This window comes from Anaerosporobacter sp. (assembly GCF_031551385.1).
In the GTDB taxonomy this organism is placed as follows: Bacteria; Bacillota; Clostridia; order Lachnospirales; family Lachnospiraceae; genus Anaerosporobacter.
The window spans coordinates 1-20,681 of the sequence record NZ_JAVBNS010000175.1; the positions used below are offsets into that span (position 1 = coordinate 1).

Annotated in this window: 17 protein-coding genes; 1 reads left to right on the forward strand and 16 read right to left on the reverse strand. The window is 35.6% G+C overall.

The genetic code is table 11. From position 1 onward, the window contains the following. The 13 genes from RMR19_RS14080 to RMR19_RS14140 form a co-directional block, all read right to left on the reverse strand. Positions 1-1,559 (reverse strand): oligosaccharide flippase family protein (locus tag RMR19_RS14080; protein ID WP_310604131.1); only part of this gene is annotated, 1,559 nt, incomplete at its 3' end. A gap of 4 nt (positions 1,560-1,563) precedes the next feature. After that, the gene (locus RMR19_RS14085) at positions 1,564-3,813 is read right to left on the reverse strand and encodes a polysaccharide pyruvyl transferase family protein (RefSeq protein WP_310604132.1); all 2,250 of its coding nucleotides are present in this window, start codon (positions 3,811-3,813) and stop codon (positions 1,564-1,566) included. Beyond that, positions 3,813-4,913, reverse strand: a complete 1,101-nt coding sequence (locus tag RMR19_RS14090; RefSeq protein WP_310604133.1) for a glycosyltransferase — start codon at positions 4,911-4,913, stop codon at positions 3,813-3,815. The genes RMR19_RS14085 and RMR19_RS14090 overlap by 1 nt, the downstream gene beginning before the upstream one ends. Positions 4,914-4,924: 11 nt before the next feature. Further along, positions 4,925-5,368 (reverse strand): adenylyltransferase/cytidyltransferase family protein, encoded by a 444-nt coding sequence (locus tag RMR19_RS14095; protein ID WP_310604134.1) that lies wholly within the window; start codon positions 5,366-5,368, stop codon positions 4,925-4,927. 54 nt (positions 5,369-5,422) lie between these two features. Further along, positions 5,423-6,322, reverse strand: a complete 900-nt coding sequence (locus RMR19_RS14100) for a LicD family protein (RefSeq protein WP_310604135.1) — start codon at positions 6,320-6,322, stop codon at positions 5,423-5,425. Between the two features lie 11 nt (positions 6,323-6,333). Next, positions 6,334-7,308, reverse strand: a complete 975-nt coding sequence (locus RMR19_RS14105) for a glycosyltransferase family 2 protein (protein WP_310604136.1) — start codon at positions 7,306-7,308, stop codon at positions 6,334-6,336. 25 nt (positions 7,309-7,333) lie between these two features. After that, complete coding sequence (locus tag RMR19_RS14110) at positions 7,334-8,452, reverse strand: EpsG family protein (protein ID WP_310604137.1); 1,119 nt, start codon at positions 8,450-8,452, stop codon at positions 7,334-7,336. Positions 8,453-8,479: 27 nt separating this feature from the next. Continuing rightward, complete coding sequence (locus RMR19_RS14115; protein WP_310604138.1) at positions 8,480-10,738, reverse strand: hypothetical protein; 2,259 nt, start codon at positions 10,736-10,738, stop codon at positions 8,480-8,482. Between the two features lie 5 nt (positions 10,739-10,743). Beyond that, the gene (locus RMR19_RS14120) at positions 10,744-11,592 is read right to left on the reverse strand and encodes a glycosyltransferase (protein WP_310604139.1); all 849 of its coding nucleotides are present in this window, start codon (positions 11,590-11,592) and stop codon (positions 10,744-10,746) included. 31 nt (positions 11,593-11,623) lie between these two features. Beyond that, positions 11,624-12,397, reverse strand: a complete 774-nt coding sequence (locus RMR19_RS14125) for a CpsD/CapB family tyrosine-protein kinase (protein ID WP_310604140.1) — start codon at positions 12,395-12,397, stop codon at positions 11,624-11,626. A gap of 10 nt (positions 12,398-12,407) precedes the next feature. Continuing rightward, positions 12,408-13,094 (reverse strand): YveK family protein, encoded by a 687-nt coding sequence (locus RMR19_RS14130; RefSeq protein ID WP_310604141.1) that lies wholly within the window; start codon positions 13,092-13,094, stop codon positions 12,408-12,410. A gap of 176 nt (positions 13,095-13,270) precedes the next feature. Next, complete coding sequence (locus RMR19_RS14135) at positions 13,271-14,083, reverse strand: response regulator (protein ID WP_310604142.1); 813 nt, start codon at positions 14,081-14,083, stop codon at positions 13,271-13,273. Between the two features lie 33 nt (positions 14,084-14,116). Next, positions 14,117-15,085: an SDR family NAD(P)-dependent oxidoreductase gene (locus tag RMR19_RS14140; RefSeq protein ID WP_310604143.1), complete on the reverse strand. Its 969-nt coding sequence runs from the start codon at positions 15,083-15,085 to the stop codon at positions 14,117-14,119. A 487-nt stretch (positions 15,086-15,572) separates the two neighbouring features. Here RMR19_RS14140 and RMR19_RS14145 point away from each other — a divergent pair, with 487 nt between their 5' ends. Further along, positions 15,573-17,648 carry a metallophosphoesterase family protein gene (locus RMR19_RS14145; RefSeq protein ID WP_310604144.1) on the forward strand — a complete coding sequence of 692 codons (2,076 nt, stop codon included), beginning with the start codon at positions 15,573-15,575 and terminating at the stop codon, positions 17,646-17,648. Between the two features lie 70 nt (positions 17,649-17,718). Here RMR19_RS14145 and RMR19_RS14150 read toward each other — a convergent pair whose 3' ends face one another. The 3 genes from RMR19_RS14150 to RMR19_RS14160 form a co-directional block, all read right to left on the reverse strand. Continuing rightward, entirely contained in the window at positions 17,719-18,525 is an 807-nt protein-coding gene (locus RMR19_RS14150) for a tocopherol cyclase family protein (RefSeq protein WP_310604145.1), read from the reverse strand. Positions 18,526-18,636: 111 nt separating this feature from the next. Further along, the gene (locus RMR19_RS14155; RefSeq protein WP_310604146.1) at positions 18,637-18,906 is read right to left on the reverse strand and encodes a DUF3795 domain-containing protein; all 270 of its coding nucleotides are present in this window, start codon (positions 18,904-18,906) and stop codon (positions 18,637-18,639) included. Between the two features lie 105 nt (positions 18,907-19,011). Continuing rightward, positions 19,012-20,676, reverse strand: coding sequence for a M56 family metallopeptidase (locus RMR19_RS14160; RefSeq protein WP_310604147.1), 1,665 nt, complete (start codon positions 20,674-20,676; stop codon positions 19,012-19,014). Between the last annotated feature and the right edge of the window lie 5 nt (positions 20,677-20,681).

Genomic DNA, 20,681 nt, shown 5'->3' on the forward strand with positions numbered 1-20,681 from the left:
TAGATATTTTTCTTACTATTTTTTTTGCTCTTGGTTTTTTCTTGCAATTTCTTCATCAATCTTCTTAAAGCTTCTTTTTCGTGTGTTTCAATCCCCCAAAGATACAAGGAAAGGAAATATGTTGCAGAGAAAATCAATCCACAAAGTAGTAAACTTGAGGCAGTTTTTTCCAATAAAAAGAGCTTTGTCATATATCCTACGAATGTTGGAAGTATCATAACAAGTGCAAAAGAACCAATCTTTTTCCAAAACAAGAACATATTAAGTTTACATTTGCAATGATAATACCAATTCATCGCAATTCCATTCCCCAGAATTAATGATATCGCTGTTCCAATTGCACAACCAACAGCTCCATACAACTTACAAAGCGGAACACTTAAGAAAACATTCAAAATTGCTATTAAAAAATATACAATGGAACGAAACTGATGCATATTTTTTGCTCTTTGAATTTCGATTCCAAGACTTTGAACCAAAGGAATAGTCAATGGAATAACTAAAATCATCATAACGGAATAAGAATCCTTATAGTCCTTTCCTGCCCAAAGCTGAATGAATACTTCCCCATAAAACAAAAGTCCAATACACAACGGAAATAAAATCATACTCTGAACCCGTCCAACCTTTTGCATCAATTTTAGCAGTGCTTGGTTATCATCTGATTCACTGACAAGCTTATTCACACTAGGAATAAACTGATTGGACACCGCGGAAGAAAAGGATCGATAATACCCACTTATCTGAGCACCAATTCCATACACTGCCACCGCAATTGTTCCCTCATATATTCCTAGTATAAACTTATCAACATTCCAGTTAATTTGATCTACAATAATATTAATAAAAATAAACCCTGAAAACGCAGACATCGCTTTTAGTAATTTGAAATCCACGTTACGAAATGACAGCTTCATATTTAATTTCTTAATACAATAAGTAATATTCCAAATCGCTACGGATATATTAATCACTAACGTAACCATTACTAGTGCGGTAGAAGCAAAACCCATTAATAACAGTGGTAACGCTAAAAATGGACTTAACACGTTGTTCAATATCTGTACCAATTTTTGAAACACAAATTTCTCATTTGCTGTTATATAAGATCGGAACAAACTTGCTGGAAACGTAAGGGCAATGTCAATTACCATTACTACCATCAATACTTGTGCCTTATCTATTTCTGCCAATGTAAGTTTACTCTGAAATAATTGTGGCAAAAACGATACTAAAATTCCTCCTGCTACTAAAGATAACAAACTGATTCCTGTGAAAATCAGCAGATACATCCCGTTTAGCCGTGCAACTGCCTCTTCCCCTTTCTTCTTTTCTTGAAAGTAAAACTTCACATATGATACATCAAATCCGAAGCTTAGCATTCCAAGATAACTTGCTGTACTGGCAACAAGTGTATAAAGTCCATATTCACTTTGCCCTAAAATTCTTAGCATAAACGGTGTATATAGAATGGATATCATATAGCCAATGCCCAAAGACATAAACGAAAGCATTGTTCCCATTGCTATTTCACCTTTTTGTGAGAAACGTTTTTGCATACAATCACCGGTTTTTGATTATTCCCTTTCCTATTCTCTTTGCTTTTCTTAATGCTCGAATAACTATATTTTTCTTTTTTATACTACTTAAGCTGTTTTCAATTGTTTTACAATCAGGTTCTAAATAAAACTTTTTAAAAAACATGTCTCTTCCCTCTGGTTTTACCATGGAAGCATAGATTGCTGAATTGCTTTCTTCATGTTTCTTACTAACTACAAGTTTTTTCACCTCATAGCTAGAAGCAATATCTTTGAACATCTGCTCCCCACGCTCATTTTGACATAGTACCAAAGACACCCCATCTTTGCAATACATCTCAGGCAGCAAGTTTTTGATTCCCCAAAAATCAGCAACCGTAATATCACTGCAACGACTCTTTCCTTTAAAACCACAATGATAACAAGAGTTTCTTAATAATATGTTTTTAATAAATGCATTAAAATAAGGGTCTTCTCGTTTCTTTCCTACATACTTTTCCCCATCATCCAATACAATAGTAAACGAAAATTCTTCCCACCCCTTTGTCTTATCACGAAAAGAAATATCCTGAATACTTTGATTCCTTCTCTTTTGCTCTTTATAGTGGCGAAACACCCTTGGTGACGGTACTCCATGACAAACGAAGTCCATTGTATATAGATGATTATATTCTTTGTTCAAAAAGTTCTTTAATCCCGCCACTTGACAAGTTGTTCCAGTGAACAAAACTGGCACTTCTTTTTCAAGTAGTTCTTTTACTTCTGCAAATACAAGATTTACATTACTCTGCACGTATTTAGATCTTTGCAGTTTACTTATATCTTCTATCTTATTGACACCAGCATGTACTACTTCAAATTGTTCATTAAACATAGCACCATAGACTACACCACCTAAGCGAATACATCTTTGTGCTAATCCATGGAACACACCGCCTGATGAACTATTCAATAGTACATCTTGGTCTTTGCTATACACTGCGTAAGCATCAACAATTTCTTTTTCTTTCGATGGTGGATTGATACAAGGACAGACCTTGGTACATAAGCCACATTGTGTACACTGTTCCCTGTCTATGCGCGGATACAAAAATCCCTCTTCGTTTTCTTTCATTTGTATGCAGGATATCGGACAAGCCACTACACAAGCGGAGCAACCTGTACATATCCTTTCATCCACATTCATAATATTACATTCATTTAATTCCTGTTGGTTTAGACACTTCTGCAAAAAGCTTCTAAATCTTTCTCTTTCCGTCAAAAGTATCTTATTGGCAGATGAAAAATCACACTCTCCATATGTCTTGGCACAAAAATATTGTTCCGTTCGATTTTCCAGATTAAACTTCTTTAATATCGTTTCAATTCTCGAAGCCATATGGTTAGAAACATCATTCTTACTAATTCTCTTAAATGCATAAAAAGGTATATTAAAATTAATCGAAAAAGCAACTGCATGGAAAGAATCTGTACAGACTAATTCTGCACCCTCTATCAACGATAGAAACTGTTCTGGACCAAGAGTATAATATACACTCGCTTTATCCGATAAATCAATAATTTCTAATTCTTCTTTCTTCGCAAGCTCTATAATTTCCTTATTACGCTCCTCCGATATTGGATCTAAAAAAAGTTTAAAGATATATTTTTTCCCTACTGTTTTACTTGCATTACCCGCTATCTTCATCCACTTAGCCTTATCAAGCACCATCGTTGGATCAAGTAATACTTGTGCTGACTGACCAATTAGCTGCTCAATAATTTCTTTTCCTGCTTCTTCTCTTATAGAAAGATAGCGAAAACCGTTAAGACCTTTCTTCAAGTCAAATTCATCTTCTCTTGCAACATGCTGTACACCCATGCTTGGTGATAGGCAAATACGTTGCTCTCGCTTTGCAAATCTAAGAAAATAGTTTGCTCTTCCCCTCTTTATCGTCTCTGGATTCCACACTTGGTCACTTCCCGTGACAAAATATGTATAGTCCTTCGCAATTTTTTCTTGAAATAATCCGTTTTTAGAGTAGAAATATCTTGTTGGTGTATGTTTCCTTGTGAATTTATAAAAGCTTCTCCACCTTTGATACTTTTTATCTCCCGTTACCGCCATTATTTTTTTGAATATAATCTTTAGTCTAGGCTTTATAATTTCTTTTTCACAAACAATACTCTCTGTTTGGTATCCATACTCCTGCAGCAACTCATGAACTGCATAGTTTTGCAGCTTATTCCCATGATTATTCATTCCATACAACGTAACAATTCCTATTTTTTTCACTATGCATCTCCCCTTTTATCTTCGCCTCTGTAAACGTTCAACAACTTTTGGGGTTGAATCGCAATATCATACTGTTCAATTGCTTGATTCTCTTCTTCCGACAAAGCCTGTCGCTTTCCTAACAATATAGAATCTGCCCATGTTTCAGGGTTTCCCATTGGAAGATACGAGAGTTGTGAAGTTATCTTGGTTTCCACTGGAACTGCTCCTTGAGGCGCGAATGTTGGCAAGCCATTAATCTGTGCTTCAATAAAACAGATTCCCAGTCCTTCATACTTAGTTGGCAACACAAATGCATCAAATGCATTCAATAGACTGCTAACGTCATTCCTTATCTTTAACAGTAACACATTCTTCTCTATATTATATTGGTTGATATCATTCAAAATCTCATCATAGCAACTTCCGTCACCTACCAAAACCAATGTAGCATTCGGCTCTTTCTTTCGTATTTCTCTGAATATCTCAAGTAAAAACATATGATTCTTGTCAGGAACCAATCTGGAAACACAGCCAATTACAAACTGATTATCAATATTTAGTTCTTTTCTCTTCTGAATACGCATTGTTTCTGAAAAATAAAATTGCTCTACTTGCATGGCATTCGGAATGACCGTATAATTCTTATGCCACATCCATCTTCCAGCCGAATCTCCACATGCTAATAAATCTGTAGCAACCATTTTCGTAAAACAAGTAGTCAACGCTCGATACCATTTTCTTATTCTGCTTTCTTTTTCAAAAGCAGTATGTCCATGTGCAATACGTTTTTTCACACCGCATAACTTAGCAACCCCTAAAGGAAAAAATGAAACATACCCCTGATGACAATGTACAACATCAATCTGGTTCTGTTTCATATAAGTTATTAATTCCTTTGTATATTGAAAAACATTTTTACTCTTTGGTATAATATAGGTTATCTTGCAACCACATTCTTGCAATGCCTTTTCTAACATTCCTTCTGCTTGCTGGTGCTTGATTATATGAAACTGAATTGTCTCATCTTTTATCGCGCATACGTAATTTTGCAACATGCGCTCAACACCACCACCATTTAAACTGGCACAAATATGTAATACATTCTTGCTTTCTTTCATACCCAATCACCTTAAGCCTGTTTCAAAAACTGTTGCTCTTTTTCCTGAATTGTCTCTACAATCTTAGTTGTGGAAATCCCTTGTGTATGCGATAAAAACACAACATCCACTCCAACTGTTTTAAATTGCTCGATATATTTGCTGTAAAGGTCAGACCCCTTCCAGTCATCACCATGAAATAATGCATCAAAATGTAAGCTTTGCCAAGCCTCCATTTTATCCATCGTTACTTGCGGAACTACTTCATCTACATATTTAATAGCTGAAATAATCTCTTTTCTTTCCTCATACGTAATGATAGGCTTTTTATTTTTGTACGCTTCTACAACTTCATCTGTACTAACACCTACGATTAAGTAGTCACATTGCTCCTTTGCACGTTTTAATATTCTCAAATGTCCGACATGAAACAAATCAAAAACCCCTGTTGTATATCCAACTTTATATTTTTTCATTTGCACACCTCCTTAGCTCTTTTCTTAATTCTCTTTTCTTATATAAGCATTTTCTTATATAAGTACTTTCTCATCTTGATAGTTACTATCTTCATTCACATAGTTCGTAAATGATTCCTTCGTACTCCAAATCTTCGCATGTTGATCATAACGTATCTTATCCTTTGAAGGAATCTTCATATAATCTCCAAATCTCTTTGTTAAAAAGGATTCCACTTTACCAGGTACTAGCAGTTCAATTGTTTCAAATGCCACTGGCTTGGCAGGCCATAAATCAGCCTTTTCATAAATCCCACTTTTATAGATTGCCTTTCCAATGAAGTTACAACACAACTTTGTTTCTTTATAATCATATCGGTAAAGCTCTTTATATGCACGATTGATTAAAAAATGTGCTGGAAATAGGCGTAGAAAACGAAGTAATATCTGTATATATCCAGTCCGTTTCTTATAATGTTGATTGCTAAGCGACTTAATCACTATGTATTTGGACCATGCACACTGCCACAACTGTAATACTTTATTATCTGGGCAATTATGTAGTATAAATATATCTACAAAAATCCCATGATGCATCTTAAGATTTTCAATACCATCTTCAATATACGTTGTATCATTCATTCGTAGTTTCGGCTTACGAACCCTTCCCTTTATCACGCCTTGCTCCTGCAAATAGAAACGTTCTTTATCACCTTTTTCCAAAAATGTTGCTCGAAACTTCTCATAACCTTGCGCTGTCATAAAAATATCCAAATCATCATCCCACGGAATAAAACCTCCGTGTCTTTTAGCCCCTAGTGCCGAACCACCCATTAGACAATATTCGATTTCATTCTCAATGCAAAAGTCATGAATGTATTGCGCGATTTGAAGAATTGCATTTTGCAGCTCTTTTATGTTATAGGTATCGTCTGTACTTGTATTCATCAATGCAACATTTTCTTTCATACTCATCCACTTCTCTCTTACGTTCTATTGATTACCCAGCAAATCAGATGAGGGCATACATACATCCCCATCGCACAAACCTTCATCTTGACTGAAGGAATACTGCTTCTCATATATCGATTGCTGACTCCTCTTAATTTACTGTATAAAACTTTGACTTTCTTCTTATCGTAGTTCGCTTTTGAATCATACGCTTTACGAAGTGTCTTTACTATAATTTCGCAGTAGGCTAATTCCGCTTTATTCAATGCATCTGCGTCCCCTTCACATAGTGCAAAAATCGATTCAAATACTGATATGATACTCATCTGCTTTTCCGAAAATGATTGACGAGCCACACTTTCATTATGTATTTTATAAAAATATAATTCTTTATCAAGCAGCAATACATTCCCTTGGCATCGGCTTAAATATTGGCAGTTAAATAGCAAATCTTCCCAAACACCAACTGTTTCATCAAACTGAACAACAAGCTCTCCTACTTCATTTTTCATCCGTTCCATACGATAAAACTTACTCCATAAACCTGCAGGTTTCCTTGGAAACAGGTAATTACCAAGTAAGTTGTCGGAATGCTTCCATAATCCAGCTTCCTGCTTATATTTGCTAATAAACTGTCCATCTACTGTTTCTCGGACAAATCCAAATTGAATCATATCCACATCATCTTTCATATTATGAATCAATATTTTATAAGCATTTTTATGTATTTCATCATCACAATCAATAAAGGAAACATATTCACCAGTCGCTTCACGCAATCCGTGATTTCTAGCAGCTGATACGCCTCTATTTTCCTGATGAAACAGCCGAATTCGTTTATCTTTCTCAGCATATTTCTTGCAAAGTTCAAAACTTTTATCCCTTGATCCGTCATCGATTATAATGATTTCTAAATTGGGATAGGTTGATTCCTGTATACTTTTAATACAATTTTTCAAATATTTCTCGCCATTATAAACAGGTACTATTACAGAAATTTTTGCCTTCATATACGTTCACCTCCCCTTTAGTACATTACTCGCCACCAAAACTCATCCTATACGGTAAAACTCTATGCGATCCGCCTCTGATTGCTATATATGTTGCTAACATATAGAAACCAAGAATCAACACTAATAATACCAACCGCCAACGCTTGTCCTTTTCTAGCGATATAAGAATTGGCAATGATAATATCTGACCAATATTAAACATCCAAACAATTCGATTTGACTCTGGTACTGTAGCAGAAATCAAGCAAAATATAACTGAAATCATCTGCATCCATAGTAATACATTAAATTGTCCTTTCAGCTCACTTTTCTGTCCATTTTCATAATAACAGCACATTACTACTAGTATCGCAGTACTAATAAAAAACCATAGCCATTCAAACCCACCATCCGCAAACGCACTCATATAGTAATGAGCATACTTCGTCTTCATAACTACGTATTTAACTAACTGACCACCAGCCAAACCGACCATTCCAAATATTACTATATAGAATATAATTCTTTTTATATCAATTTTGAAGCCATATAGTATGTATACAATCAAAAAGACCAAGCTACTTTTATGGAAACTACTTGCCAACAAAACAAAAATCAAAAAACGTTTCCAATCCCTTTTAAATACATATCGCAAAGAAAAAAACAAAATCGCCTGCGCTAATCCTTGTCTCATTCCATTCAAAAAAGAAAAATAGATTGAAGTCGCTACGATTAACGCAACACTAAGTGGTGGGTTAATTGACATCTTATAAATTCCAACAAAGTAGAATCCAGCAAAAATGATTGCACATAAGAGAAAGAGCCATATATAGTTACTTGTAAAGAATGCAACGAACTTCTGAATAAAACGATACCCTTTCTCTCCATAATGTCCATCTTTACCATGCGTAACAGATCGAAAACTTCTTAAATAATTTCCCCAGTCAGTACCAACCTTATAGCGAAAACCGGCTACTAATACAAGAGGCAATACGGATGCAACACGAAGCACGTATAATGTAAGTTTCTGCCATACATCTATCCTCGGTTTCAAATACACATATCTGCTTTTTTGAAGAGAATCTTTTAATGTTTTGTCATAAACTACACTTATATAGGTAAACAACACTGCTAGCGCTGTAGCAACAACATACACAAGCATTCTCATCAACTCCTAACCATACATTTATCAAATCGTATATTTGTAAAACAATATCTCATCTTCACATATAAAAATTGCACCTTGCTGATAATAAATCTGGATACTATTTGTATTCTCTAGTTCTTCAATAATACGCGTTGACTCGTTTCTTAAATCCAAATCATCTTGTGAACTAATTGTTCTCGTATCTACAAGTTTGATAACAGATACTTTCTTATTGCGACATACTACTTTTATTTTTTCTTTTCTTGACCAAAAATAATGATTCGCATAGATATAGTAATCACCTAGTACAATTCGATTCGGAATAAATGGAACAAAGGAAGTCCAAGAAACTGGTCTATGTATCATTCTAAATACTATTTTGTCAAATCGATAGGAATGCCAGTCATACTTATATGCTCTCAGCTCTTCCCTTTTAGACTTTAGTCTGCAATATGATACCTTAGATCCAACAACAAATCTTTTCTTAAATATAAAACCAAAAACTAAAATAAACATTAGGATTGGCTGAATATAATTCCATGTCTTCTGAACAATTGTATCATCATTTAATCGAACTGTTACATAGCCAATAATAGGGTCTTGTTGATAAGGTGAATTAATCTTTGCACAAACAATAATTTCATCATCACCCATAAGCCAAGTTGGAATCCAACCAAACAAAGTTTTGTAAACAATTGAATTCGAATCAATTTGAGCTGTAACATCTATCAGTCCATCCATAGTACAATTCTGTTTAAGTGTAATAAAGGAAGCATACTTTTGTGGATAAAAACTTAAATCTAACTCCTTTATTTCCTTTCGATTTAACTGTATTCCATTGCCGATAATTTGAAATTTTGTATTAAGACTCTTACCATATATCGTATCAACACTATATTTATTACTGTCTTGTGTCTCTCCATTGATTTCATATAAAACATGCGGAATTGGTTTTATGATTTCTGATGCAGTAATCGTATTTCCAGTAAAATAAAAAGTCCCTCTAAGATTTACCGTATCCAACTTTAGAATAAGTTCCTCTAATGTTTTCGCATCCACTTCTCCAAGAATATTCCCTTCATTTACTGCCGAAATAGAATAGGCATAGGAATCGCAAAACTCTTCTTCTAACAACGTGCGTCCTGTACTCTTTTCTATTAAACGACAACGAATATCTAATACATCGCTTTGTAGAATACTACTCTCATCCGTAATGAATGTGTCTGTTCCTGTATAATAGCAATCAAGTAGAAGTGCAACGTCTGGCTTTACCAACACTAATATTCGTTCCTGTTCCATTTTCTCAGAAAACCGTACCGTATACGTCCCTCTTGGTATTACGTTTCCTGTATTAATCGTATTTTCACTACCATACAAGGATGTATCTGTCTTAATTCCCTGCCTCTCAGGGTAACGCAGTTTTATTGTCGATACATGAAGTCGCGAATTATCTTCCTTTGATTTTGCTGATGAAACCACTCCTGTTGTCTCCTCAGTGATGACAATCATATCTTCTAAATTCAGCTTTGTTGCGAACTCCATCGTCTTATTATCTGTAAAATGATACTCTGCAAAATTAACATGTTCAATCTCTACAAGTCCAAAGATTAACCTCGCGATGTTAACTAAGGCATCTATAATATCATCTTTATTCGATGCTCGCTCCACATAAATCTGCTTCTCATTATAGCCATTTGGCGTTGCAGCTTCATTACCAATACTAAGATAAATCGTGTGCGCATATGTTCCATTCGTCATCTGAACATCTGCATATTCGTTCAAACAGTTATTGATATCTGCTACACCCGATCTTGTCGTTCCCGAGTTAAACACACCATCACTCATAACTACTAGCCAATACTCATCATGAATATCTGTACTCTCTACTGATAATAATTTATCAAATGCTGTTTCTACACTTTTAATCGGAGTAGATGCCACAACTCCAAACGTACTACGTATTTTATTAACTACCGTCTGCAAGTCCTTATTCTTCTCAAACAAATTACTACTTACAACGGCACTACTCATATAGGTAACATAAAAATCATCTACATCTTCACACAAGGAAGTAAACAATTGGAATGCATAGTTGCAATATGACCAATTATCATTTCGAACCATACTATGAGAATCATCATAGACAACAGAAATAATCTTTTTACCTTCACAATCCTCTAAATGTTCCTCACTGTTACTTGCTGCTTCTATATCAGATGAAACGCCGAATGCTAACAGCATGATAAAAAGCATCCCTGCTAGCCCTAAACACATCCATCTTTTTATAACTGTTCTATTCAAACGCCTCATCCCCTATTTGCTTTTTCTCTAAGCATTGTACGATAAATGAATGTACGGAGTCCTACTGGAAACAAGTAAACAATTGTTCTTGCAGTACAGCTTATCAAGTAATCCTTCCAGCCAAAAAATCCTTGTCTGCGATATTCTGAAAAGAAGTTCATTATCTTCCTCCAATATGCTACGCCACCACGTCTACCATAAAAATTCTTATTCCCACGAACATAAACAAGTGGTTCTTGAATATTGTAACATCTACATCCTTTCATAAACATACGAATCCACAAGTCATAATCCTCTACTGACGGAAAATGTTCTCCATAATTTCCTGCTTCTAGCACTCTACTCTTACGATACATCATACAGCAATGTCCAAACGGATTTCTTCTTCGTGCAAATTTAATAATTTCCTCATGCTTTTCTGGCGAATTTCGTAAAACACAATCTTCTTTATCACCATGAAATTCATAGTAGTTGCTACAAATCATATCTAAATCGGGTTGCTTATCAAGTTCCTGAATTTGTCTTTCACACCGATTTGGTACTGCCACATCATCTGCATCCATTCTTACAATCCATTCATTCCTACAAGCTGAAATTCCAGCTTTTAGAGCTGGTCCTAATCCTTCGTTCTTTTCTAATTTCACAAATTTGAATTGTCCTTTGTAATTTGATTCAAATTCGTCTAAAGTAGTTTCGAGAGCCTTTGTTAGTGGTCCATCCTTCACAACTACGATTTCATCTGCTGGATAGGTTTGAGCTAGCATACTCTCGATACTTTCCTTTAGATATGCCACTTCTTCTCCTTCATACAATGACATTAATACACTGTATTTTACTCCATTTGATTCTCTCATAATAACCGCTACCTTTCTCTCTTGCTATTTTTTATGTATCGTTATTTCCATACATATCCCTTTTTCTATATGCACCATATCTATCATATTTGCTATATCGGTACCTTCTACCATAACCATATCCATTCGATTTAAAATCGACATCATGTAGAAAGAACCCTATAATATTAGCATGCACACTTTCTAACTCTAGTACCATTTCTTTTACTGCATTGATATCAGAAACACCTGCGCGCACTACTAGCAAGTAGCCACTTACCCACTGATAGATTACTGCTGCATCAGTAACCACATTTACAGGTGGTGTATCAATAAATATATAGTCATAATCCTTCTTAAGACTCTCAATCAGCTTTCCCATCTTATCCGACATTAACAATTCAACTGGATTATCTGGTACAGCACCACCTGGAATAACATGTAAAACCCCAAATCGACTTTCATATGCAAGATGCGCTAACGCCCCTGTAGAACCCCGTAAATAATCACTTAAACCTACACCACTCGGCATCTCCAAGTATTTGCATACCTTTGAGGCACGCATATCAGCATCTATAATTAAGACTTTTTTCCCACTTTGCAACATGGTAATGGCAAGATTGATTGTCGATATCGTCTTACCTTCCTCTGGTAGCGAGCTTGTCACTGCCACTACTTTGCATCCTTCCTTCTGTGTCATTGCCAGTAAGGTGGTACGAGCAGATTTATATGCCTCAAAAACAACAAACGATGTATTAGCATTAATGATTATCTGGGATGAATTTAAATTTTCAACATGCACTCTTCTCTTTTTTCTAAATTTCATCTTGATCACCTTATCTTCTTTCCATCTTTTCGATTGTCTCCATTGGTATGATTCCGATAATTGGAATATCAAAATTCTCCTCTAACATAATTTCATCGTTAATTATCGTACCAAAGATAACTCTAAGCAGTACATAGCTAAAGCTTGCTGCAAAGCCTAGAAACGCTCCCGCTAATATGTATTTGAAAATACTCCATATAGCTGTATCTGGTTCTTCTGCCCAGTCAATAATTTCAACTGAACCAGCCTTTACTACTCTGACAATCTCATTTGGTGCTACTTTTAAAATGGTATTACATACCTCTTTCGCCATCTCAGGTGTAGGTGCTGTTATGGATACCTGAAATGCTTCCGTTCCATCAATTGCACTAGCCGAAAGCATGGAACGAATTTGTTTTGCTGTCAAATCATAATTCTCTAATTTATCTGAAACTTGGTTTAGTACATTATTACTTTTTAAAACAACGATATACGTTGTCACTAACTGTTTGGAAGCCGATAATTCGCCTGTCGAGATGTTATAATCCACTCTGCTTTCCGCATTATAAACATACATAGAAGCATTCGCTGTATATAAAGGCTTTACCGTTAAAAAACCAAAACTAGTAAGCATGAGACATCCAATTATCGTTGATACAATCAGTACAATTTTTTTTCTCCAAAGAATCAGTGCAATATCTTTTATTGAGAGTACCATATGCTATCTCCTCCTGATTCTGTTCCTATTCTATCATCACTTTATATTTTTTTCTCTTTCTATCATAATACAACATAGACTGCAACAATTCTGCAACAAATCCAAATTTTGTGTGCATAATTCTACAAGCTTTCCCAAGAACTACCGCAATATCGGTAGCTGTCTGAATTCATTTCTTATTCTTTGGATATTGGTTTCATATTCGATAACATTGCTGTTGTAATCTCTCCCCAACTATAATTGGTCATATACTCACCTATATAAGAGTTCATTGCCACCGCCTTTCCTTCCAGAAAATCATAATAATCACAATCTATTTTTTCATTCTGAAGACTAATACTATTTCGTGTTTTGAGGATAACTTCACCCTCGCCTAACTCACGAAATAGACTACGTAATTCTGCAATTGCTGTTCGTATTAGGCTTTTTTTTGAATTTTCACTAATATTATATTCAAAAAGAATCATTTCCAACTCCTGCATCGTCACGCCTGCCCCTCTTCGATCAACCAGATAAGCAAATATTTCCTTCGATATACTCCGTTTGAATTTCAGTGGTTCCCTTTTGTAATATACCTCAAAGTTTCCAAATGTTTGAACTTTAATGTTTTTTTCTAGCATTTTCTCTACTGGTACATACGTTGCAATATAAGCTAGCTCTTTGTCAACCTCTTCTTCATCAACTGGTTTTAGTAAATATCCTATTGCATGAACCTTATATGCATCTAAAGCATAGTTCGCATATCCTGTCAGAAACACAATTGTGATCCCCTGCTGTACTTCTTTCAATTTTTCAGCAAGTTCAAAACCATTCAAGTGATACATCTCTATATCTAAAAAGGCGACATCAATTTTATTCTCCCTACTCCATTCTAGTGCATCAAGTGGATCCTGGAATCCAACTGCTTTGCTGACTCTTTCATTTTTTCCCAAAATCGATAGTATCTCACTTAACTGTGCCTTCTCGTCATCTACCGCTAACACAATCATTCTTTCGCCCCCTTGGGTAACGTTATAGTAATCCTATTCCCCCATGCTCTCATAAATCAACTTTAGACCTGTCGATAAATCTACCGTTGGTTTCCATCCAATTGTCGAAAGTGCCTTTTTCGCATCTAACACCGAACGCCTAATATCCCCTTGTCTCGGACCAGCGATGGTAATCGGAACATCCTTTTGAAATACTTTCAAAATCTCATAATAGATATCCAAAATCCCCACTTCTTCTCCTGAGCCGATATTTATAACTTCATTTGCTGGATTTTGAACCGCTAACAGATTTGCCTCAGCTACATCTCCTACATATACATAATCTCTTGTACAGCCCCTTGGCATATCTTCATATGTAGTTAAAACAGAACCCTTTCCAGACAAAATATTATTCACAAAGATTGGTATAACCCCGCATTCGCCATCTGCAATCTGTCTTGGACCATATACATTGGCATATCGTAGCACACAATAGTCAAATCCCTTTAACTTTGCATATAATTTTATATATTGTTCACCAGCATACTTGCTAATCGCATATGGTGATTGAAGCTGTGGTATATCGGATTCTTTCGATTTTTCCTGTCCAAGAATTTCCTTTGATAATGCCCCTCCTGATGAAACAAAAACGAATTGCTTAACCTGATATTCTCCCGCTAATTCGATGAGCGTTAATAATCCTGTCAAATTAAGATCTAAATCATGTTTGGGCTTTTCAACAGAATAAGAGACCGACTTTTGTGCTGCATGATGATCAATAATCTGCGGCTTAGTTTCTTCAAATACCTTTTTCATTTGATCATAGTCTCTGATATCTGCTTGATAGAATGTTACATTCTCGTTATCTATAATGCTCTTGATATTGCCAAGATTTCCTGTGGATAAGTCGTCTACAAGAACTACTCGATACCCCTCTTTGGAAAACTTCTCAGCGACGTGGGAACCAATGAAGCCTGCTCCACCTGTAATTAAAATGGTTGTATCGTTAGCTGTGTTTTTCATTCTCTTTCCCTTCCTTATATTGTTTGATTATCTTCTTTTGCAGAAAACAAAGCAGCATTATGACATAACTTATCGCCTTTGATATAAACAATGACTTTTGTATGATAATCCTGCATAGATATTACTGGCACTTTGCCTTTTGATTCACTTTTATATTACGATAGAAAACCATGCATATCATCACCCCATGATTTCCCTCTTTATAACAATTAAATTCACACAATATTATCATACCACAGATAGTCCTTTATTTCATCAACTTTTCGTCATTTTTTCGTTCTTTTGATTCCAAATTCCTTGTTTTTTGGTAAATATTCACACTCTTTGATTAATTGACAAAAGACATACTAGTTGCATATTCATTGACTTATTTAATGCTTTTTGTTAAAATTACATATCGCATCCGTTTAGGACAACCTCCTTCAAATTACCATTATTTGTATAACTTATAACCCGCACCTTAGAATTAACAGGTTGCAAGAAAGGTATGGTTACATTTATGACCGATAAAATCTTAGAACTTATAGAAGACATTTTTGCAGAAATACCATTTTCCAAGGAAAGCGAAGATGCTAAGAAGAAAATACAAGCTGCTTTTATATCAGAATATGAAAAACTCCTTGCAGATGAGAATTCTCCAACACAAGCACTGGGAATGCTTATGTATACATATGGAACATTTGATAACGCAGTTAAATTAATCGGTTTATCCGATGAAGAAATGAAACAAATAAAAAGTAATACAGAATCGACTTCCCAAAAGGAAATTCAATCAAGTTTTAAAAAAATCAAACGCTTTGCTCTAATTGGCGCAATTGGAATTTACTGTTGCATAAATTATGCACTTAATGGACTATTATATAAAGATCCATTATCATTAATTCTTATTGCAATTGCATTGCTTATCATCGGATTTTGTTTTTTAAGATTCAATAAAATAGCAAAAAAACTCAATTATACTACGGTTACTTTATCCAAAGATACACTTGAATTTTTAATGCTCCAAAAAGATAGATACAGAAAACGCTTCCTTAACAATCTTATACTTGGATTTGTTTTGATTTGTGTTTCTACTTATTCTGCATTTCTTATCCTCTCCTCTGGTATGGATATCATGCAATTTTTAGTTGTAACCGTTATGAATAGCATATGGGTAACTGCGGTGATTATTCTCTTTATAAACAATGCGCTTCGGTTAAAATGGATTGAAAACTTCTTTGCTAACAAAGAAACGATACCATATAAGAAATACGTTCAAAAACTCTGCATACTATCTTTCATCTTTATGATTGTTACTTTTATCGTTATGCTTTGTACACATAAGTATATATACTATTTCGGTAATTTTTTCTTTGCGCTACTGGTAATCTATCTAATTGGAATTGCTTTATATAATTTCAAGGCAAGAAAGCACCTTGTTCGCACTAATCTTGTCATAAACAAAAAACGGATCATTGCTCTTTCAACTGCTATTATTCTTTTTGTTACGGCAAATATTATGCGTATGGATTCATGGCTTACCCAACCATATATCTCTACGATTTCATCAATTGATTATGACGAAAGTGATATTCAATACGATGAAGAAACAGGGGTATACACCATTGTTACTGATAAAAAGGACTTCAAGATTTTGCAACTTACTGATGTTCATCTTGGCGGAAGTGCATTGTCTTCATCAAAGGATTTAAAAGCACTTGAGGCAGTTTATGCTTTAATAGAATATACTTCTCCTGATTTTATAGTTGTAACTGGTGATATTGTCTTCCCTCTCGGAGTAATGTCATTTTCCTTTAACAACTACACTCCTGCTATGCAGTTTGTATCCTTTATGCGAAACATCGGAATACCCTGGGCATTCACATTTGGTAATCATGACACGGAAGTAATAGCAAACAATACTACCGAAGATATTACAACGTTATTTGAGTCCCTTTCTTACGACAACACACAAAGTTTACTCTATCCAGACGTTCAACCAGACATAACGGGACGTAGTAATCAAGTGATAAAAATCGAAAACACCAATGGTAACTTAATCCAAGCAATTATTTTACTTGATTCGAATGACTATACAGGGGAAGGAATCAATGACTATGACTATATCCATGATGATCAAGTAGAGTGGTACGAAGAACAGATTAAGAAACTTTCTGCCGAAGAAGGAAAAACAATTAGTTCTCTGCTTTTTTATCATATTCCTGTCGAAGAATATAAAACGGCATATGATCTTTATAAGCAAGGAAGCGATGAAGTAAAGTATTTCTATGGTGTTGTTGGTGAAAAAAATGAAGCTATTTGTTGTTCAAACTACCCTAGCAAACTTTTTGAAAAAGCAGTTGAATTAGGTAGTACAAAAGCTATGTTTGTTGGACATGACCATTATAATAATATTTCGTTAGAATACAAAGGAATTCGATTAACCTACGGAATGAGCATTGATTATCTTGCCATGCCTGGTATCGCTAAAAAGACACAACAAAGAGGGGCTACTTTGATTACATTGCATAGTGACTCTAGTTTTGATCTTGAACCAGTTCGGTTGATTGATATAAAACATTAACACAAGGCTATTATCCAATCACCACCCCAAACAGGCTATTGCAAATGAAACTTCCTTTTGCAATAGCCTGTTATTTAAACTCATATTCAAAACTTGCATTCTCACTCGTAAAATCCAATAGTATTTTATCTTCACAAATAAACAGATACCTTGCCTTACACGACGCACTTTCATGTATTATTCTTGTCATTTTACCACATACAGGTGCATTCAATTTCTGATGTTTTGATTCAATCAATTTTGCATAAAGTGTATATTTGCCTTGCTTAATTACAACCGTATCATCACTAATTAAACTAACTCTAGCACCAAGATATGTTGCAATTCGATACTCCTTACCTGCAATCATGACAATCCCAATAATTCCTCTAAAATGAAATCCAAGCATTGGAATATCTGCAACAGATAGCATAATTGAACCATTGGGAAAATGACATTGTGTCCAGATATATTCCTTTGGGAAAGAGCAACCACAATCTCCTTCAATATATCCGATGCCTTCATTGAAACAGTAGACTTTATCATTTATCTTTATCGTTCCTGTAACCACATGTCGCATACTGATGACGTTATGCTTACATTGCATAAATGGAATATATCTGAAAGGCCCCATAATGCTATACTTGATTTTATGAAATATTCCAAACCTCAGCTTCCCATGTATACTATAATTATTAGTTTCAATGTTTAAACAAATTCCTTTTTTTGAGAAGTAATTTTGCCCAATTTTTATTCGAAACTTATCCTCATTGAATCTGATTTTGGGATAAGAAATTGAAAATGCTTTATCATTTGTTATTATTTGCAGTGATGCACTGCTTTCCTTCCCATCACTGTGTAACGCAGGTATTAATGCAAGTGTCTCATCTTCTGCCATACATTTGAAATAATAGCCTTTAAAATATCGCCTCATAGATATCAACTCCAATTCGGTAACTCTTTGTTTGATAGTATTGGCATTATTTTAAGTATATATTCCTTGTAAGTACTATTTCCCTTCTTTACACCATGCTTTGCACTGCTCAATTCTTAAACCATCATCTCCATCTTGCTTATCATAAGAAAATCTGTTTAGTAACTCACATGGGAATTCCAAGCAAAAACCACAGTTTTCCAGTCCCTTACCTTCACAACATACCTTAACAGGACATTCTCCCCAAAACGGCTGCTTGATACTGACACAGCCTGCACACTCTACTCCAAAATTTTCTTTACTATTGCATTTTGAACATTCAATTCCACATCTTGATTCAATCATAATGATTCCTGCCTTTCTTATAGTGTGTATAAAATTTATCGTTTAGGTTCATAAATTAGGGTACAGGACGGTACAGTGATTTTTCAGACACGCCCTGGTTACTTATCAGCCCTGTGGCTGGGGAGGTAGAGGGATATCAGGCTTTGGATATCCCAAAGCGGCGATGTTCTCCTCTGTTAGCATCTGGCGAGAAATCGTGATTTCTTTCGCCCCTTCCATGTAGGCGTTTCGCCAACTTTCGTAGTCCGCGCCATCCACCAAGGACATATCATACTGTCCGTTCCAATTGGCAGGGAGGATATAGTAGACTAGTCCATCTCCGTCAGCATCAATGTATGTTGGGAAATGGTCGCCTTTTTCATTTTCCTCACGCACATTCTTATCCCAAGCATCCACGCCACCAAGAGATTGGTAGACATCGGTTTTTGCATCGTAGCGGTAGGCTTTATATGGCCAAAACCGCCCTGCTAAGTTTTGATTGTGAGACCACGCTGCCTCGACAATTCCGTTATCATAAAAAGTCAGTATAGGAAATTCCGTCAACTCCACATGAACCATTCCATCGTTATAGCCGAATACGTATGCTACCGTTCCAGCCATTGAAGCATTTTCCCAGAAGAGCACTAACTCCTCTTTTCCATCGCCATCTACGTCAACAATGGAAAAGTTGTTGTTTGCAGCGAATTCCATACCACCATACTCCAACAAACTGCCATCAGGGAGGATACCACGCTGATATACGTCCCACAGTACCTTGCCGAAAGCTAGTTGCTGGGTCTTTTCCTCTTCATTGGCAGATAAAAAACCGTCTTTACCTGTGGCAGAGGTTGCAAACACAATTGTAATACCCGTCACGAGAGCCACCGCAACGCATATCGCAATCAATGATGTTTTCTTGATTTTCATAATGGCCGTTACTCTTTCCTCAATAGCATTTTTGCTAAAACTATTGTACAGCGGGGGTAAATCGCTTCTGTTTTCTTCCATGCTGATAAGTGTCCGTGCGTAGGTTGACTTGTTTTCCTCTCCGAAAAATCGAACAACAGACTCATCACAGGAAAGTTCGATATCACGGTTAGCGAGGATATACATAACCCATACCAAAGGATTAAACCAATGTACACAAAGTCCAGCAGTCAAAATCAGTTTCGTCAAAGCATCCAATCGCCGAATATGTACATATTCATGTGCCAAAACATATTGAAGTGATTTTGTATTATTCCATTCTGTGCTTTTGGGCATTAGAATTACTGGACGAAAGACGCCATAGGTGAGAGGTGTGGAAATCCGACTTGATTGTCGAATGGTAATCTGACGTTTGATTCGGTGTTCGCCAAGCCATTTTTTCACAAAATCATTTTCAACGGGCAAGGAGGTTTGAAACTCTCGATAGCACTTGATATAAGAGACTGCGAAATACAGGAAACAGACAAATACACCAACGCCCCAAACAATCGCCCAAATAGAGGTTTCGTTTCCAACTACACCAGCCGTACTTGGTATTGTTGTCATTCCTCGGTTTAAAGCAGTAGGGAAAAAGTTCTCAGCAGGGGTGTTCTGTATCACTTGCATGGTAGATGTATTCTGTTCAATAACCGAATATGCACTGAACATAGATGGCAGTGAAAATGGGAGTAGCAAGCGCAACAACACAATTCCCCAAAGAGCAAGGAATGTTTTTTTCGGTAACTTGTTGATTGTCAACGCACGAATAACAACAATCACCAAAATCATAACTGCCCCAGTGAAACTCATTTTTAACAAACTCATATCTT

Bases quoted from the DNA above. Each gene is read 5' to 3' on its own strand.
- RMR19_RS14090 (WP_310604133.1), bottom strand. From the start codon at position 4,913: ATGAAAGAAAGCAAGAATGTATTACATATTTGTGCCAGTTTAAATGGT.
- RMR19_RS14095 (WP_310604134.1), bottom strand. From the start codon at position 5,368: ATGAAAAAATATAAAGTTGGATATACAACAGGGGTTTTTGATTTGTTT.
- RMR19_RS14100 (WP_310604135.1), bottom strand. From the start codon at position 6,322: ATGAGTATGAAAGAAAATGTTGCATTGATGAATACAAGTACAGACGAT.
- RMR19_RS14105 (WP_310604136.1), bottom strand. From the start codon at position 7,308: ATGAAGGCAAAAATTTCTGTAATAGTACCTGTTTATAATGGCGAGAAA.
- RMR19_RS14110 (WP_310604137.1), bottom strand. From the start codon at position 8,452: ATGCTTGTGTATGTTGTTGCTACAGCGCTAGCAGTGTTGTTTACCTAT.
- RMR19_RS14120 (WP_310604139.1), bottom strand. From the start codon at position 11,592: ATGAGAGAATCAAATGGAGTAAAATACAGTGTATTAATGTCATTGTAT.
- RMR19_RS14125 (WP_310604140.1), bottom strand. From the start codon at position 12,397: ATGAAATTTAGAAAAAAGAGAAGAGTGCATGTTGAAAATTTAAATTCA.
- RMR19_RS14130 (WP_310604141.1), bottom strand. From the start codon at position 13,094: ATGGTACTCTCAATAAAAGATATTGCACTGATTCTTTGGAGAAAAAAA.
- RMR19_RS14135 (WP_310604142.1), bottom strand. From the start codon at position 14,083: ATGATTGTGTTAGCGGTAGATGACGAGAAGGCACAGTTAAGTGAGATA.
- RMR19_RS14140 (WP_310604143.1), bottom strand. From the start codon at position 15,085: ATGAAAAACACAGCTAACGATACAACCATTTTAATTACAGGTGGAGCA.
- RMR19_RS14145 (WP_310604144.1), top strand. From the start codon at position 15,573: ATGGTTACATTTATGACCGATAAAATCTTAGAACTTATAGAAGACATT.
- RMR19_RS14150 (WP_310604145.1), bottom strand. From the start codon at position 18,525: ATGGCAGAAGATGAGACACTTGCATTAATACCTGCGTTACACAGTGAT.
- RMR19_RS14155 (WP_310604146.1), bottom strand. From the start codon at position 18,906: ATGATTGAATCAAGATGTGGAATTGAATGTTCAAAATGCAATAGTAAA.
- RMR19_RS14160 (WP_310604147.1), bottom strand. From the start codon at position 20,676: ATGAGTTTGTTAAAAATGAGTTTCACTGGGGCAGTTATGATTTTGGTG.